The sequence below is a fragment of the Brevibacillus sp. BC25 genome (assembly GCF_000282075.1).
Taxonomy (GTDB): Bacteria; Bacillota; Bacilli; order Brevibacillales; family Brevibacillaceae; genus Brevibacillus.
The window spans coordinates 24,502-39,710 of record NZ_AKIX01000004.1; the positions used below are offsets into that span (position 1 = coordinate 24,502).

Sequence of the window (15,209 nt, forward strand, 5' to 3'; positions counted from 1 at the left end):
CTCTCACATTTGGGTTTTGTTTTAATGATCAGTTGCGGCTGGTATGAGCAAAAAGCCATTCGCCAGCTCGTCTTCCGGATTGTAAAAAATCGTATGCTTGCCCATCAGCCAGGCCGAGCCTGCAATTCGGGTGATGACAGCAGGCAGCCCCCCTTCCTCCGTCACCTGCAGCACTCTTCCTGTAAACAGAGAACCGACGATGCTCTCATGCACAAACGGTTCGTCTATCCCGATCTCCCCTTTGGCAAACAAGGCTGCCAGCTTGGCGGAAGTGCCTGTTCCACATGGCGATCGGTCGATTCCGCCCGGTGGTACGACAACGGTATTTTTCACATCCGCTCCCGGATTGTCTGGGGCCGTATAGAACTCCACATGAGTCAGTCCGCGAATAAACAGCTTCTCTGGATGAACGATCTCCATGGTCTGATTAATCGCTTTTCGAATCGTGACGGCCGTATCGACAATGGTGGATGCATGGGCTGGCGTCAGTTCGAGATTGAGCTTGCGTGCATCCGTGATGGCATAAAAGTTTCCACCGTACGCAATATCGCAGGTCACCGCTCCAATTCCTTCTACATCTACAGTCACATCTTGCTGATAGAGGAAGGCTGGAATGTTCACAAACGATACTTCCTTGGCTTTCCCTCCCTCTACCTGTATGGCTACCTCGACCAGTCCTGCTGGCGTATCGAGCGTAAGCTTTGTAACCGGCTCGGTCACGGGGATCATGCCTGTCTCCACCAGCGCGGTACATAGTCCGATCGTATCGTGGCCGCACATCGGCAAGTATCCGCCTGTCTCGATATAGATCACTCCTATATCCGCATCCGGATGACATGGATCAACGATCAAGGCCCCGGACATCACATCATGCCCGCGCGGCTCATACATCAATAACGTGCGAATCCAGTCGTACTCGGCCTTCATCTGGAGCATTTTTTCTCCCATCGTGGCTCCGGTAAGCTTTGGCAGACCACTGATTACCGTTCGGGTAGGGTTTCCCCCGGTATGCGTATCAATGGTGGTAAACACCCTCGTTGCTTTCATGGATGCAACACTCCTTTTTTCGTAAACCGTTCCAAGCGCAGCGGTTCTGTCGGAATGATGGTGTCTGTCTGATCGACTAGCATCTCGGACACCAGCTTGCCTGTGACGGCAGCCAGACTGATTCCATCTCCTTCATGACCAGCCGCGATAAAGTAACCAGGCACTTCTTCTACGCGAGAAATAATCGGCAAGTGATCCTCTGTCCACGGGCGCAAACCGCAATACGTGCGGATGATGGCGAAGTCGGCGATCTTCGGATAAAAGCGCAGCGCTCTTCTCGCCATGCACCTGACGACATTCAGATCAATCCGCGTATCGAATCCTACGAACTGACGACTGGAGCCAATCAAGAAGTTCTGGCTCTCTGTCGGTTCAAATACGAGCGCGACTCCATACTTCTCTGTCTCTTCGTCTACTTGTCGCACTCCACCAAACTTCGAGATGAGATAGCCGAACTCCATCACCTTTCGCACGCCGACCGGCATCTGCCGCGAGGCGACGATCAAGTGCCCTTTGCGCGGAACGATTGGAATATCCACCCCGACCATTTTGCCAATGACTGGTGCCCACACCCCTGCGGCGTTAACCACCTGCTTGGCTGTCATGCTGCCGGTACCAAGCCCGATGTGAAACGTTCCCGTCGCCTGATCACGTCTAAGCGATTTGACCTCTGTACGGCGCATGATCCTCGCTCCATGCTTTTTCGCTCCTTCAAACAGGGCAAAGGTCAGCATGTACGGATTGACGGTAGAATCGGTGGCGCATTCCAAGCCTCCCAGCAAGTCGTCGGCAAAGTAAGGCGACTCCTGCCGAATATCCGCTCGGTCCAACATCCGAAACGGCAGTCCAACTTCTTTTTGCCGTCTCACCCATTCATGGGCGGCCTCCATCTCAGCCTCTGATTCGCAGACGAGAATGCTCCCCGGTGCCCGATATTCAAACGTCTGGTCCAGCTCCAGGCTTAGCTGATCAACGAGCATCTGGCTTTTCAGGGACATCTGACTGTCAAAGCCGGGGTCCTTGTCGATCGCCAAAATATTCCCGTCACAGCGCGAGGACGTCCCAGATGCCAGCTCACCTTTTTCCAGGACAACGACATCCAATCCAGCCTTTGCAGCGTAATACGCAATCGCCGCACCGATGATGCCACCGCCGATTACCGCAATCTGCGCATGAGTTTGTACTGTCATGCTGATTCTCCTCAAATGCGTATTCTGCTACTCTCTTACTTTTTTGCAAAAGCCATGCCAATCGTTCCAAGCGCGATTTCTAAAATATTTCGTCTAAATTCTTTGACAACTGAAAGAGCGAATGTATAATAAATGAGAAAATGTTCAAAATTTTATACACTTGAACTACCTCTTTTAAAAGGGATGATCGAGTTGAATCACAAACTTCCTGCCTTAACCGAGTTGATACAGACAAACATGCAGATTTTCAACGACCAAGAGCTTCTCCCTCCTCCGTTGGTCAAAACCATTCCTGTATTTGCCCAGCGTCAAACCAGCTGGTATGTCACCGATTCCTCCCATTTAACCGTCAACTTGACGATCGACTGCACACAAGCCCCTTGGGAACCAGCAGCTGTGACAACACTGGATTCAACATTGGCCGACGCCATCCACCTGCTAGCTACTCACAACTATCTCCTGATTGAAAAACAGCCCGGAGTCCCTGTCGGCTACCTTCATCGAGGTGCAGTCATACAAGCCATTTTTTCCTCGTACGAGATCTTGGAAGCATATTTCGAGACGATGATTAAGACCATGGATGCATCCATATCCGTCATCGACGAAAAAGCACGTGTGATGGTTTGGACGGAAGGCGCTGAACGAATCTTTTCCTTGAAAGCAAAAGAAACGATGGGTCGCCCGATCACCGAATTTTTCCCGCTCGAAATGCTCGAAACACTCAAATCTCTGCAAAGCGGACAGTCTCTCTACCGTCATCAGCATCAGCCGCGGGAAGATCTCGTCGTGCTCATCAATACCAATCCGATCTATTTGCATGACAAAATCATCGGTGCTGTCGCGGCGGAAACCGATATCACGAGCCAGGTCCGACTAAACCAGGAGCTGTTGAACGCCAATAAAAAAGTGAATCATTTGCAGCAGGAAATGGCAAAGCTCAGTCCGACCCCTGATCCATTTGCACAGATCAAGGGAACGAGTCTCCCTATTCGGCATATCAAGTCCATGATCCAAAAGCTCAGCGCTACACAAGCAACCGTCTTGATCACAGGGGAGAGTGGCGTCGGCAAGGAGCTTTTCGCCAAATCCGTGCATGATGTGCGGGAAGGCTCAAATGCGCCCTTTATCGCCATCAACTGCGGTGCGATTTCGCCTACTTTGTTTGAAAGCGAGCTGTTCGGGTACGAGAAAGGTGCCTTCTCTGGTGCGGATCAAAAAGGGAAAAAAGGAATGATTGAGCTGGCACGTGGAGGAACGTTGTTTCTCGACGAGGTAGGAGAAATGCCGCTCGATATGCAAGTGAAGCTGCTTCGCGTGCTTCAAGAGAAAAAGTATTATTCGGTCGGAGGGACCAAGCAGATTGAGGCGGACTTCCGCATAATTGCCGCCACGAATAAAAATTTGGAGGAGTTAGTGAAGGAAGGGAAGTTTCGCCAAGACCTGTTCTATCGGCTCAATGTCGTGACACTGAAAATTCCTCCGCTTCGAGAACGCATTGAAGATACGATTGAGCTCGCCCACTTTTTTCTCTATGAATTCTCTTTACGTTACAACCGTCCCATTCATGCCATCTCGCAAAATGTGATGCAAAACCTGCTCCAATACGACTGGCCAGGAAACATTCGCGAGCTGCGAAATGCCATTGAACGATTGGTGGTATTTGCGACGGACGGTATTATCAAAGAAGAGGATTTGCCGTATTCCTTACAAGGTCAGACGAAACAGGTACCGATTGAGCTCCCTCCCGATCTCTTTTCCCTGCAAGAAGAAATCGAAGCGCATGAGCGCCGTGTCATTTTGCGAGCCATCGAGCTGGAAAACGGCAACAAGCAGGCTGCTGCGAAAAGACTTGGCATATCGCGGGCCACTCTGTATAACAAATTGGGGAAGTAAAAAAGAAAATACGTTGTTCGTCAACGGTTGTGTATGGGGAAGCCCTGCCACATGTTTTCCAGTCGCCTGTATCCTCTCTTCGTTCGGGCGGTCTCCTTACAAACATGTGGCAGGGCTTTTCTAGCTGTTGGGTGTTCATCGTGCTTTTCAAATCGTTTCTGGGGTTGGTCAAGGTAGAATCCTTGTATTAGCTGATCATCTTGTGTTATCGAATTACGATCGTGAAGCATTTGCGGGTCGTTTTGATGACTCAATGATTGCTTGTTGCCTTCTTCGATCGACTTACAATCATGTTTTACAAAAGCCGCGTAAGAAGAAGCGGATTTCCAGTCCAAGCGCCTCTGGAGCCCGCCCCAGCGTAGGAATGAATGGCGGGGAATTTCAGCTTCACTTATGGAATACCTCTTCGAAACTTCTACGTTTGAAGCGCTCCCGCCATTCATTTCGAAGCGGACAGTCAATCCCCCTTGCGGGGCGTAGGCCGAAGCGTAGACTGGAAATACGCTTCTTCCTCCACTACAGCCTCTTTTTACAAGCAAAAAACGCACGCCAACGTGAACAAAAATCTGGAAACCTTCGCCCCTCTTTGGGAGGCAACACCTCAGACAAAATACGGATCAATTCCATGGTTGATTCCTCCTTTGTCATCGGGCACGCGGCCTACGCACCCAAATACGCCTTGACGATCGAATCATCGGCCCTGAGAACGTCTGCCTTATTTTCCATGACGATGCGCCCTGTCTCCATTACATAGCCGCGATGAGCAAGCTTCAATGCTGCCTTGGCATTTTGTTCGATCAAAAGAATTGTCGTGCCTTGCCTGTTTATTTCTCTGATTATATTCATGATCTCCTGCACAATAATCGGGGCAAGCCCCATCGACGGCTCATCTAGCATCAAGAGCTTTGGACGTGCCATGAGACCGCGGCAGATTGCGAGCATTTGCTGCTCTCCTCCGCTCAGCGTTCCTCCCATTTGTTCACTCCGCTCCTTCAATCGAGGGAACAGCGCGAATGCCTGCTCAATCCCCTCTGCGATGGCCGCCTTCTCTTTTCTCTGTGTAAAACCACCTAGCTCCAGATTTTCACGCACAGTCAAGCCAGCAAAAATCCGCCTGCCCTCTGGTACATGGATGATGCCAACCTCGACAATTTGGTGAGGAGCCCAGCCTACGAGACTCTGTTCGTGAAGCAAGACATCTCCACTGTTTGGTCGAACGATTCCAGAAATCGTTTTGAGTATCGTGCTCTTGCCAGCACCATTGCTGCCTAGCAGTGCGACAATCTCTCCTTCATGCACGTGCAGGTCGATGCCTTTAAGCGCTTCAATTTTTCCGTAAAACGAATGAATGCCGCGGATTGTCAAAAGTGGTGTCATATTGCCTCCTCCTCCTTTCCGAGGTAGGCTTCTACGACACGCGGATTGCTGAGTACATCCTCTGGAGTTCCCTCTGCGATCTTCTGTCCGTAGTCGAGGACGATTACTTTTTCCGAGATTTTTTTGATCAAAGCCATATCGTGCTCGATGATCAGTACTGTCAACTCGTAATGGGTGCGGATTCGCTTGATCAAAGCAATCAGGTCTTCCTTCTCCTCATAATTCAGCCCCGCAGCAGGCTCATCGAGGAGCAACACTCGCGGCTTGGTAGCTAAGGCCCGCGCGATTTCCAAATAACGCTGAGCGCCATACGGCAAGTTTTTAGCAATGCGCCAGCAACTGTCTTCTATCCCCACGAAGCGAAGGCAGTCCCTTGCCGTATCCTCGATCAACTGTTCCTCACGGCGCTGTGCCCTAGTCTGCCATAGTGCTCCCCAGACAGTTTGGCTCGTGCGGCTGTGCATGCCTGATTTAACATTATCCAAGACCGTCAAATTCGGAAACAGCCGCAAGTTTTGAAACGTTCGCGCCATGCCGATCCGTGTGATTTGGCTTGGCTTTTTTCCCACGAGCTGGTTGCCTTCAAGGATGATCTGCCCCGCAGTCGGACGGTAAAATCCGGTGATCATGTTGAAGACGGATGTTTTCCCCGCTCCATTCGGGCCAATGATACTGCTGATCGAGCCTGGGCTGATAGCAAAAGACAAATCGTTTACCGCAGTCAGACCGCCGAATTTAAGCGTTACATTTTTCACTGTCAAGCTTGACGTCATTACCGCTGCCCCCTTCCGTAGCCTCCTCGGTCTCGCCATGTCTAGCGCCTCGTTTCATCTCATAGCGGGCAGGCCACAGTCCTTGGGGGCGAAACAGCATCATCGCGACCAGTGCGGCGCCGAAGATCAAATACCGCCAATCTTCCACTGAGCGTAGCAGCTCCGGCAAGGCAATGACCAACACGGCGCCCAAAACGACGCCGGGAATGCTGCCCAAGCCTCCTAATACCACTGCCAAAAGTATCATGATGGACTGGGTAAAACTAAAGCTAAGCGGCGCAATCGCACTCATTTTGACAGCAAAAACAGAACCAGCCAGACTCCCGATGACAGCTCCGATCGAATACGCCAGCAGCTTCATATTGATCCGGTTAATGCCCATCGCCTCGGCAGCATCCTCGTCCTCGCGGATATACATCCACGCCCTGCCGATGCGTGATGTGCCCAACCGTTTTACAGCCACGACCACCAAAACAGCAATGATCAAGATCAAATAGTAAAAGTCGATCTGGCCTCCAAGAACATAGCCCCCAATAGAAGGACGTGGGATTCCGTAAATGCCTGAAGCTGATCCGGTAATAGTAAGATTAATCGCTAAAATACGAATGATTTCTCCAAAGCCGAGGGTGACGATTGCCAGATAGTCACTGCGTAGCCGAAGTGTCGGCGCCCCGATAATCACACCCACAATAGCCGCAAATACCATGGCCACAGGCAAGGTCATCCAAAACGACCATTGATAGACCGTCATTAGAATGCCTGTCGTATAAGCTCCTACCGCAAAAAAGGCGGCGTAGCCCAAGTCGAGTAATCCGGCAAAGCCGACTACCACATTCAGCCCCTGGGCCAAGACAACGTAGAACAAGGCAAGTGTCGCAACATCCAACCAGTAATTATTGGACAGAAACGGCAGTACACACGCGACGGCGAGCAACAGGACAACAGCGATTTTTTTTCGAGATGGATTCATCCGCTACATCCTCTCTGTCACTTTCTCACCCATGATGCCCGTTGGCTTTAATACGAGAATTAAGATCAACAGGGAAAACGCCACGACGTCCTTCCATGAACCGCCGAAAATAAATGTTCCGGCTGTCTCCATCATCCCGAGCAGCAGCCCGCCCAGCATCGCACCCGGAATGCTGCCAATCCCGCCCAAAACCGCCGCCGTAAACGCCTTGAGTCCAATGATAAAGCCCATCATGAAATTGACGGTTCCGTAATAAGCACCTGCCATCGTGCCTGCACCTGCTGCCAACGAAGCACCGATGAAAAAGGTCAAGCCAATGACTTTATGCACATGGATGCCCATTAAATGACAAGCCGTCTGGTCGAGCGCAATCGCCCGCATAGCCTTGCCGTACAGCGAGCGATTGATGAATAGATGCAAGCTCAGCATTAAAAGTGCCGAGATGACGACAAGCCCGATTTGGACATACGTAATTTTGGCCCCTAGCAGGCTAATGCCGTCGTGAGAAAGCTGCAAGGGATACACTTGATACTGCGCCCCCCAAACAATCATCGAACCGTTTTCCAAAAAGAGAGAGACACCAATTGCCGTAATCAGGATCGAGAGTCGTGGAGCCAACAGGAGCGGCCGATAAGCCACCCTCTCGATCCCCATCCCGATGACGCCGACAATCACCATCGTCAGCAATAAAACAATCAATATTCCCATCAAGCCTGACCCAGAAGAATCTCCGCCGAGCACGCTGAGCAAGGTATAGCCGACAAATGCACCGAGCATGTACAAATCGCCATGCGCGAAGTTGAGCAGCTTGATAATGCCAAAAACCATCGTGTAGCCCAAAGCGATCAAACTGTAAAAAGCACCGATGACCAGTCCGTCCGCCAGTGTTTGGACGAGAATATCCATTCCTCCACCATCCTTACTTGAGGCAATGATTGACGTATGCCCTACTTCGCTAACGTGAACTTGCCACCCGTCACTTTCAAAACGGCGAAGTTGGAGGTATCCAGCGTATTTTGGGAGTTGAACGAGATCGTTTGTCCGAGCGCCTTGAAATCCTTTGTTTCTTTGATCGCTTTTTTGATGGCGTCACGATCAGTCGAGTTCGCCCGCCCAATCGCATCTGCCAGCAGATTGACCGCATTGTAGCTCAACGCTGAGAAAGGCCCCGGTGCCATGTTGTTGTACGTCTGCTTGTACTCAGAAGTGAACGCTTCTGCCCCCTCGATGAATTCCGATGTAGGTGTCGCGGTAATCAAAAGTCCTTCCGCATTGTCTGCGCCTGCAATCTTGATGACGTCCTCACTGAATGAGCCATCGCCTGCGAAGAACAGACCGGAAACGCCTTTTTGCTTGAATTGTTTGACCATGAGTCCGCCAGCCGCATAATAGCCGGTAAAATACGTCGCGTCAGGCTGGAGACCTTTTATTTTTGTGACCAGCGCACTGAAATCTTTTTCTTCGGGGTTGATCGCTTCGTACGCAATGACGGTTCCGCCGGATTTCTCAACGGACGCTTTGGCAAAATCGGCCAGGTCTTTAGCGTAGGCAGAATTGTCATGGATGAGCACGACTTTTTTCGCCTGGTTTGCTGCCATGTAATCTGCTGCGGTCTGTGCTTGATCTGGGGTTAGGCCATTGATCAAAAAGAGGGTGTCATAGCCCTGAGCGGGTAATTTGGCTGAGTTGGCTGCGGGAACGATCATGGGAATGTTGGCATTTTTGAATACACCCGATGAGGGTAGTGTCGCACCTGAGCAGTAACCACCGACGACAGCTACTACGTTTTGAGAGACCAGCTTATTGGCTGCTGTCGTCGCCATTTGTGGATCACAACCATCATCAGCTACTTCGATTTTCAATTTTTTTCCAACAACTCCACCGCTGTCGTTTATTTTTTTGACAGCCATTTCGATGGCGTTTTGCATGTCTTTTCCATCCGTTGCGTTGTTACCAGTTACTGGTAAAATCACACCAACGAGTATCTCGCTAGCGTCTGCACCTCCCGTAGAAGCTCCTTGATTGGCACATCCCGCTACAGCCAGCGAAAAAGTCAGCGTCGTTGCGACTATCACGCTTCCCCACTTTTTCATAGCCCATCCCCCATTCGAATATTATTCGATTGATGCCCATTTCCAGTCGATTGCGCCTAGACCATCCTGGAAGATTCCTTTTACCTTGTCATTCTTCACCCATGTATGCGTATAGAAGTAGATCGGCATAATCGGCATTTCATCCATCATGATTTGCTCGGCTTCACGCAGAATCGCCTTGCGCTTTTCCGGATCACTCTCGGTGGCTGACTGATTCAGCAGCTCTTTGAATCTCGGATTCTCCCAGCGCGTGTCATTGTTTCCTCCGTCCTTTTCCTTGAACAGCTCTAGGAAGTTGATCGGATCGTTGAAGTCACCCGACCAACCGAGACGCCCGACCTGATAGTTGCCCTCGTGCATGGTCTCGAGGTACACCTTCCATTCCTGATTTTCCAGCTTCACTTCTGCACCAAGGTTTTGACGCCATTGGTCCTGAATCGCTTCTGCGATCTTTTTATGCCCTTCCGACGTGTTGTAGCTGAGTTTGATCGGCGGCAGTTTAGAGATGCCCAGCTCTTTCATTCCTTCTTCTAACAGCTTGTTGGCCGTTTCTTGATCATTGTCTTTGAAATAGCCTCCCGTATTGAGTCCCATTGTCGGAGGAACTGCTGCCATCGCTGGCTGCTGATTCGCTTGGAGTACGTTGTCGATCAAGATTTGACGGTTAATGGCGTAGGCAAAAGCTTTACGAATCTTCACGTTATTGAACGGAGGTTTCTCTGTATTGAACTTGTACCAGTAGGTAGCACCGACCGGCTTCACTTGCAGCTTTCCGCTGTCTTTAAGCGCTGGCATCGCATCTGTTGGCAGCGAGCTTAACGGACTGCCTGCCCAGTCAATCTCGCCATTTTCGAACATGGACAGCTCTGTGTTTTCATCCTCCACCATCGAGAACTCGATCTTGTCCAGCTTGACACTATCTTTGTCCCAGTAGTTGTCGTTTTTCACGAGTACCATTTTGCTTTTGTGTTCCCAAGACTCCATTTTGAATGGACCATTTCCTACGTGTGTTTTGGCTTCTCCAGCCCATTTTTCATCTGCCTCGATTACCTTTTTATTTACCGGGAAATAAGTTTGGAAGGCGGTTAGCTCCAGAAAAAACGGGGTTGGATTCGTCAACTCTACTTGAAGGGTCTTGTCATCCAATGCTTTTACGCCGACATCATTCAAGCTGCCAGTCCCTTTGTTCGCATTCTCCGCATTCTTGATGTAATAGAGCTGGTAGGCGTAATTGGACGCAGTCTTCGGATCGAGAGCTCGCTTCCACGCGTATTCGAAATCATGCGCCGTTACTGGTTCTCCGTTGCTCCACTTGGAGTCTCTCAGCTTGAAGGTGTATGTTTTCATATCACTAGATACTTCAATCTTCTCGGCTACTGCTTCCTCTGGCTTGCCCGAAGGCCCGATGCGTGTCAGTCCATCAAATACTGCTTTGACGATGGCAGCAGAAGTCGTGTCTTCCGCAAGTCCAGGATCACCTGTAGGTGGTTCGGAGTGAAGATTCCAGCGTAGGATTTGGGCTTTTTCTGTTTCTTTAGCCGTGGTGGCAGGTGCTGGCTGTGTGCTCGACTGTCCACTTTGTGATGCTTGCTCGGCTGGCTTTGCTGCTGGCTGTCCTCCTCCACATCCTGCTAACGCTAATCCCATGACTGCTAGGCTACTCATTACTGCGAACATACTTTTTTTCATTTGATCAACCCCCATTGTTCAGTCGTTATGTGTTGGTTTTCAGAATTATCAGAATGCAAGAGATGTGCCAAAAATGAAGGCGGCAGTGGCTTCGTTCTAGAGTTGGTCTTTGTAAATTTTTTTGTACACTGTAATGCTTGTTGTGTTTCAAATCTTAGACACCGCTGGTAAACAAAAAAAAGCCTCAGCCCACTTACTCGGCCAAGGCTTTTGTCTCTCGATTTATAAAATGATCAATTCGCGCGGTGAATGTGTCAGCACCTCATTGCCATTCTCTGTGACAACCAAATCGTCTTCGATACGGACCCCACCCAGCTCTGGGATATAAATCCCCGGCTCCACGGTCAAAATCATGCCTTCTTGGAGTACAGCGGTGCAACGTGTGGACATAAATGGCTCCTCATGAATATCGAGGCCCACTCCATGCCCCATCCCATGTCCAAATCGCTCGCCATAGCCGTGCTCCGTGATGTAGTCCCGTGCGAAGGCGTCTGCCTCTTTCCCGGTAATGCGAGGACGAATGCCCGCAACTGCCCGATTGCGTGCTTCCAAAACGATCTCGTAGATGGCTTTGAGTTGTTCATCAGGAGTGCCAACAGCAACCGTACGGGTAATATCAGAGCGATACCCTTGGTACAATGCGCCAAAGTCCAACGTGACCATATCTCCGGCTTCAATCATTTTTTCGCTCGCTACGCCATGAGGAAGTGCGGAACGATAACCAGAAGCAACAATGATGTCAAAAGCAGAACCCGACGCCCCTTCCTTTCTCATGAACATTTCCAATTCATTAGACACCGCGAGCTCTGTGATACCAGGACGCAGGAAGGAAGTAATATGGGAAAATGCCGCATCGGCGATTTGCGCAGCTGTTCGGATGATCGCCAGTTCTTCCTTTGTCTTAATCATCCGCAATCCCTCAATGACACCTGACGTCGGAATGAATGCTGTTTGGACGGCCTCGGTGTATTTGCGATGCAAAGCAAATGAGACATTCTCCTCCTCAAAGCCGAGATGATTGATCCCCATCGCTTCCGCCTGACGCGCTACTTCGCTGTAAACGGATTCTTTTGTTGGCAAATAAACGATCTCAAACCCTGTTGCTTGTGCTTGCGCTTGGGCTGTGTAACGGAAATCTGTGAAGAGCTTGGCCTGGTCCCTTGAAATGAGAACAACTCCGTATGTACCTGTAAAGTTTGTGAGGTATCGGCGGTTTTGTCCATTGGTGATCAACATCCCGTCAATCCCAAATGAATCGAATTGCTCACGCAGTCTTGTTACTTTTTCCATCTCTGTCATCCCTCTTTTGTTTTGTCGTGATTGGGCTATTTCTTTGAGAATATTCAGCAAGTATTGTGCCAGCCAGGACGCTCTCTCTCTACTTCCCATGGCACGACACTTGCATTTTCATCAAACAAGAATGAAAGGAGGCTTCATCATGGAATCGCATCCATTGATTATCTGCCGTTGTGAAGAAGTAACTCTCGCTGAATTGGTAGAGACCGCCCAAACCTACCAATGTACCGCACGCGAGCTGAAGCTACGGACCAGAGCAGGCATGGGCTGCTGCGGTGGGAGAACCTGCCGTACATTGATCGATCAGGTCATTGCGCAAGTAACTGGCCAAGCGCCTTCTCATACTGTACCTCTTGGATACCAACCGCCTATCCGTCCTGTCTCATTTCAAACGCTTGGGGGGCAACGGACATGAGTCAACGAATTGATCACCATCCGGTCCTCGGTTCACTCGGTGACAGAAAGCAGCTTCCTTTTTATTATAACGGCTCTGTCTATACGGCTTACGAAGGCGAAACGATTGCGGGAGCCCTATTGGCCGCAGGGGTCCGTACGCTTCGGGTGCATGAGGAAAAAGGAACACCGCGAGGAATTTACTGCAATATCGGTCACTGCTATGAATGTCGCGTCCATGTAGATGGTGTTCCTACCGTGCGTGCATGTATGACGCTTGTGCAGGAAGGCATGCAAGTGACTGCGGGTTCTCTCCTTCCTACTCCCTTGAAAAAAGGAGGGCATGGTACATGATCGACCTTCTCATCATCGGGGCTGGACCAGCGGGCTTATCTGCAGCAATTTCAAGTGCTAGGCAGGGATTGGCTGTTCGTGTAGTCGATGAGTTCTATCGCCCTGGGGGCCGCTTGCTTGGACAGCTTCACGAAGAACCGGACGGTGTGTGGTGGAATGGACTGGATGAGGCAGCCCGGCTCACGGAGGAAGCGAAACATCTCGGTGTAGAGATCTCCTGCGGCGTCTCCGTCTTTCATTTGACGCAATCCCAGAATGGCTGGGTCGTCTCTACGACACAGGGGGAAATGACAGTCCCATTGCTCCTGATCGCAACGGGTGCTTCTGAAGCAGCCGTACCCGTGCCAGGGTGGACGTTACCTGGCGTGATGTCCATCGGAGCTGCTCAAGTCATGACAAATGTGCAGCGCGTGCGAGTAGGACAACGCGGGGTAGTCATTGGAATCAATGTCTTATCAGTCGCGATATCCCGGGAATTGCAGTTGGCTGGAATTACGGTGGATCGAATGATACTCCCACCATGTACGACTGTCAGTGGCACTACGGGGCAACCACAAGCAGTAATGCAATCCTTATTGCGGGTCGCCCATCTTGCACCTTCTCTAATGATTCGGCTGGGGAGCAAACTGATGGGAAGTTCATGGATGCAAAAGCTGGCAGTGTCCCTCTACCCCTCAAACGGGTTTTCTATGTGGGACATCCCGATTCAACTACGAACAGCAGCAGTGGAGATCGTCGGAACGTCTCAAGTCGAGGGTGTCCGTATCGCCCGAGTTGCAGCCGATGGCTCACCCATAGTTGGAACCGAACAAGTCATTCCAGCTGATTTCGTCTGTATCGCAGGCGGATTAAGTCCACTCGCCGAATTGGCAGCGATTTCCGGGTGCCCTTTTGCCTATGTTCCCTCCTTGGGCGGGCATGTCCCCTTACACAATGAAAACATGCGAACGCCAGTCCCTGGACTCTATGTTGCCGGCAATATCACGGGAATTGAAAGTGCCAAAGTGGCAATGGCTCAAGGCACGGTCGCGGGACTTTCTATCGCAAAAGCTCGGGGGAAGCTGGCGAATGAACAGCCATTATCGGATGCCATTCAACAGGTGAAAATCGTCCGGCAAAATGCAACGATCCAGTTCCATCCAGACATTGTGGCTGGGCGTGCACTGGTGGGACAAATGACAGCAGAATGGATCGCGCACTAATTCATTCTTTCAATAGGAAAAGGCAGCCTGTTATTCTTTCACGGCAGGCTGCCTTTGTTTTTCTGAGTCCAGCGTAAGTGTACCCTGTATTTCCTCTGCCTGTTCTCGATAGTAAGCAATGAGTTCAGGATTCTCCGCGATTTCTCTCTCTCCTGTCGGAGTGATCGCATACAGCCCGCGTTGCACACGGGTAAACCAACCATAATGATTTTGGATAAGAATCGACGAGGTTTTCTCCCCCGCCCCTTTACTCTTGAGTAATTTAGGCGATAACGGCCCATACTGCTGAAGCAACGTCGCTATTTGAATGCAGCTCTGCTTGTAAGCCGTCATGAGCTTGGTTTGATAGCTGCCGCCAACATTGTAATCGCCGTATCTTCCCCGCATCTCTTCAATGATGCGGTTTCGCTTTTTTTGATTGAATTGCTTGCTTTTTACCCGATCAAACGGTCCCGGTGAAATATTCACTTCCATGACTGCGGGCCCTCTTTTTGGGAAGGACACGAGAATGAGACCGAGCTCGAGACGTCTAACCAAGTAGCATATATCTTGCCATTTTTTCGAAAACAATTTGTATCTGGGCTTCGGAATTGCTATATAGACAAAATCGGTATAGCGCTGTCGTTTGGTTGCCTGTATGAGCAATTCCACACTTAGGTTGCGCTTGAACTCAACAATGATCAGTTCCTCGCCTTTGATGGCCGTTAAATCGCAATGCTTGACCTCGCCAAAAACGTCATATCCTTGTGCGACAAAATAATTCCGAATCGGTTCGTACATGTCAGCTTCATATTTCTTCTCTGCTTTTGGTTCCATGTGCTCCCCTTCTCTTATAGGAAAAAGAGCCAATCCAGTGGATTGACTCCTCTCTTCGTTATTCCTTCAAAACTGAATACGCATGATTGCTAAGAGTGTGTGGATAAGTCCTCGAC

General features: G+C 50.3%; 14 protein-coding genes. 4 read left to right on the plus strand and 10 right to left on the minus strand.

The window, feature by feature from the left end:
- Nucleotides 1-21 precede the first annotated feature (21 nt).
- Nucleotides 22-1,047 (minus strand): proline racemase family protein, encoded by a 1,026-nt coding sequence (locus PMI05_RS00485; RefSeq protein WP_007715857.1) that lies wholly within the window; start codon nucleotides 1,045-1,047, stop codon nucleotides 22-24.
- On the minus strand, nucleotides 1,044-2,237 hold the full coding sequence (locus tag PMI05_RS00490; RefSeq protein WP_007715860.1) for an FAD-binding oxidoreductase: 1,194 nt from the start codon (nucleotides 2,235-2,237) through the stop codon (nucleotides 1,044-1,046). Before PMI05_RS00490 ends, PMI05_RS00485 begins: the two co-directional genes overlap by 4 nt.
- Nucleotides 2,238-2,474: 237 nt before the next feature.
- Between PMI05_RS00490 and PMI05_RS00495 the strand changes: the two genes are divergently transcribed.
- A complete protein-coding gene (locus tag PMI05_RS00495; protein WP_369751175.1) occupies nucleotides 2,475-4,130 on the plus strand; it encodes a sigma-54 interaction domain-containing protein in 1,656 nt (551 codons plus the stop codon).
- Nucleotides 4,131-4,790: 660 nt separating this feature from the next.
- Here PMI05_RS00495 and PMI05_RS00505 read toward each other — a convergent pair.
- The 7 genes from PMI05_RS00505 to PMI05_RS00535 form a co-directional block, all read right to left on the minus strand.
- Nucleotides 4,791-5,507 (minus strand): ABC transporter ATP-binding protein, encoded by a 717-nt coding sequence (locus tag PMI05_RS00505; RefSeq protein ID WP_007715867.1) that lies wholly within the window; start codon nucleotides 5,505-5,507, stop codon nucleotides 4,791-4,793.
- Nucleotides 5,504-6,280 (minus strand): ABC transporter ATP-binding protein, encoded by a 777-nt coding sequence (locus PMI05_RS00510; protein ID WP_007715869.1) that lies wholly within the window; start codon nucleotides 6,278-6,280, stop codon nucleotides 5,504-5,506. The genes PMI05_RS00505 and PMI05_RS00510 overlap by 4 nt, the downstream gene beginning before the upstream one ends.
- Entirely contained in the window at nucleotides 6,243-7,250 is a 1,008-nt protein-coding gene (locus PMI05_RS00515) for a branched-chain amino acid ABC transporter permease (RefSeq protein ID WP_007715872.1), read from the minus strand. The genes PMI05_RS00510 and PMI05_RS00515 overlap by 38 nt, the downstream gene beginning before the upstream one ends.
- A 3-nt stretch (nucleotides 7,251-7,253) precedes the next feature.
- On the minus strand, nucleotides 7,254-8,156 hold the full coding sequence (locus PMI05_RS00520; protein ID WP_007715875.1) for a branched-chain amino acid ABC transporter permease: 903 nt from the start codon (nucleotides 8,154-8,156) through the stop codon (nucleotides 7,254-7,256).
- Nucleotides 8,157-8,197: 41 nt separating this feature from the next.
- Nucleotides 8,198-9,343, minus strand: coding sequence for a branched-chain amino acid ABC transporter substrate-binding protein (locus PMI05_RS00525; RefSeq protein ID WP_007715878.1), 1,146 nt, complete (start codon nucleotides 9,341-9,343; stop codon nucleotides 8,198-8,200).
- Nucleotides 9,344-9,364: 21 nt separating this feature from the next.
- Complete coding sequence (locus PMI05_RS00530) at nucleotides 9,365-11,032, minus strand: peptide ABC transporter substrate-binding protein (RefSeq protein WP_007715883.1); 1,668 nt, start codon at nucleotides 11,030-11,032, stop codon at nucleotides 9,365-9,367.
- Between the two features lie 222 nt (nucleotides 11,033-11,254).
- The gene (locus PMI05_RS00535) at nucleotides 11,255-12,322 is read right to left on the minus strand and encodes a Xaa-Pro peptidase family protein (protein WP_007715885.1); all 1,068 of its coding nucleotides are present in this window, start codon (nucleotides 12,320-12,322) and stop codon (nucleotides 11,255-11,257) included.
- 148 nt (nucleotides 12,323-12,470) lie between these two features.
- Between PMI05_RS00535 and PMI05_RS00540 the strand changes: the two genes are divergently transcribed.
- From PMI05_RS00540 to PMI05_RS00550, 3 genes are read left to right on the plus strand one after another with little or no spacing between them, the layout of a single operon-like run.
- Nucleotides 12,471-12,743: a (2Fe-2S)-binding protein gene (locus tag PMI05_RS00540; protein WP_007715887.1), complete on the plus strand. Its 273-nt coding sequence runs from the start codon at nucleotides 12,471-12,473 to the stop codon at nucleotides 12,741-12,743.
- On the plus strand, nucleotides 12,740-13,075 hold the full coding sequence (locus PMI05_RS00545) for a (2Fe-2S)-binding protein (protein WP_007715888.1): 336 nt from the start codon (nucleotides 12,740-12,742) through the stop codon (nucleotides 13,073-13,075). The genes PMI05_RS00540 and PMI05_RS00545 overlap by 4 nt, the downstream gene beginning before the upstream one ends.
- On the plus strand, nucleotides 13,072-14,277 hold the full coding sequence (locus tag PMI05_RS00550) for an NAD(P)/FAD-dependent oxidoreductase (protein ID WP_007715891.1): 1,206 nt from the start codon (nucleotides 13,072-13,074) through the stop codon (nucleotides 14,275-14,277). The genes PMI05_RS00545 and PMI05_RS00550 overlap by 4 nt, the downstream gene beginning before the upstream one ends.
- A 30-nt stretch (nucleotides 14,278-14,307) precedes the next feature.
- On the opposite strand, the gene PMI05_RS00555 is transcribed toward PMI05_RS00550, so the two are convergent.
- Nucleotides 14,308-15,093 (minus strand): DUF2161 domain-containing phosphodiesterase, encoded by a 786-nt coding sequence (locus PMI05_RS00555; protein ID WP_007715894.1) that lies wholly within the window; start codon nucleotides 15,091-15,093, stop codon nucleotides 14,308-14,310.
- Nucleotides 15,094-15,209 lie beyond the last annotated feature (116 nt).

Coding starts and splice junctions, on each gene's coding strand:
- PMI05_RS00485 (WP_007715857.1), bottom strand. CDS start 1,047: ATGAAAGCAACGAGGGTGTTTACCACCATTGATACGCATACCGGGGGA.
- PMI05_RS00490 (WP_007715860.1), bottom strand. CDS start 2,237: ATGACAGTACAAACTCATGCGCAGATTGCGGTAATCGGCGGTGGCATC.
- PMI05_RS00495 (WP_369751175.1), top strand. CDS start 2,475: ATGCAGATTTTCAACGACCAAGAGCTTCTCCCTCCTCCGTTGGTCAAA.
- PMI05_RS00505 (WP_007715867.1), bottom strand. CDS start 5,507: ATGACACCACTTTTGACAATCCGCGGCATTCATTCGTTTTACGGAAAA.
- PMI05_RS00510 (WP_007715869.1), bottom strand. CDS start 6,280: ATGACGTCAAGCTTGACAGTGAAAAATGTAACGCTTAAATTCGGCGGT.
- PMI05_RS00515 (WP_007715872.1), bottom strand. CDS start 7,250: ATGAATCCATCTCGAAAAAAAATCGCTGTTGTCCTGTTGCTCGCCGTC.
- PMI05_RS00520 (WP_007715875.1), bottom strand. CDS start 8,156: ATGGATATTCTCGTCCAAACACTGGCGGACGGACTGGTCATCGGTGCT.
- PMI05_RS00525 (WP_007715878.1), bottom strand. CDS start 9,343: ATGAAAAAGTGGGGAAGCGTGATAGTCGCAACGACGCTGACTTTTTCG.
- PMI05_RS00530 (WP_007715883.1), bottom strand. CDS start 11,032: ATGAAAAAAAGTATGTTCGCAGTAATGAGTAGCCTAGCAGTCATGGGA.
- PMI05_RS00535 (WP_007715885.1), bottom strand. CDS start 12,322: ATGGAAAAAGTAACAAGACTGCGTGAGCAATTCGATTCATTTGGGATT.
- PMI05_RS00540 (WP_007715887.1), top strand. CDS start 12,471: ATGGAATCGCATCCATTGATTATCTGCCGTTGTGAAGAAGTAACTCTC.
- PMI05_RS00545 (WP_007715888.1), top strand. CDS start 12,740: ATGAGTCAACGAATTGATCACCATCCGGTCCTCGGTTCACTCGGTGAC.
- PMI05_RS00550 (WP_007715891.1), top strand. CDS start 13,072: ATGATCGACCTTCTCATCATCGGGGCTGGACCAGCGGGCTTATCTGCA.
- PMI05_RS00555 (WP_007715894.1), bottom strand. CDS start 15,093: ATGGAACCAAAAGCAGAGAAGAAATATGAAGCTGACATGTACGAACCG.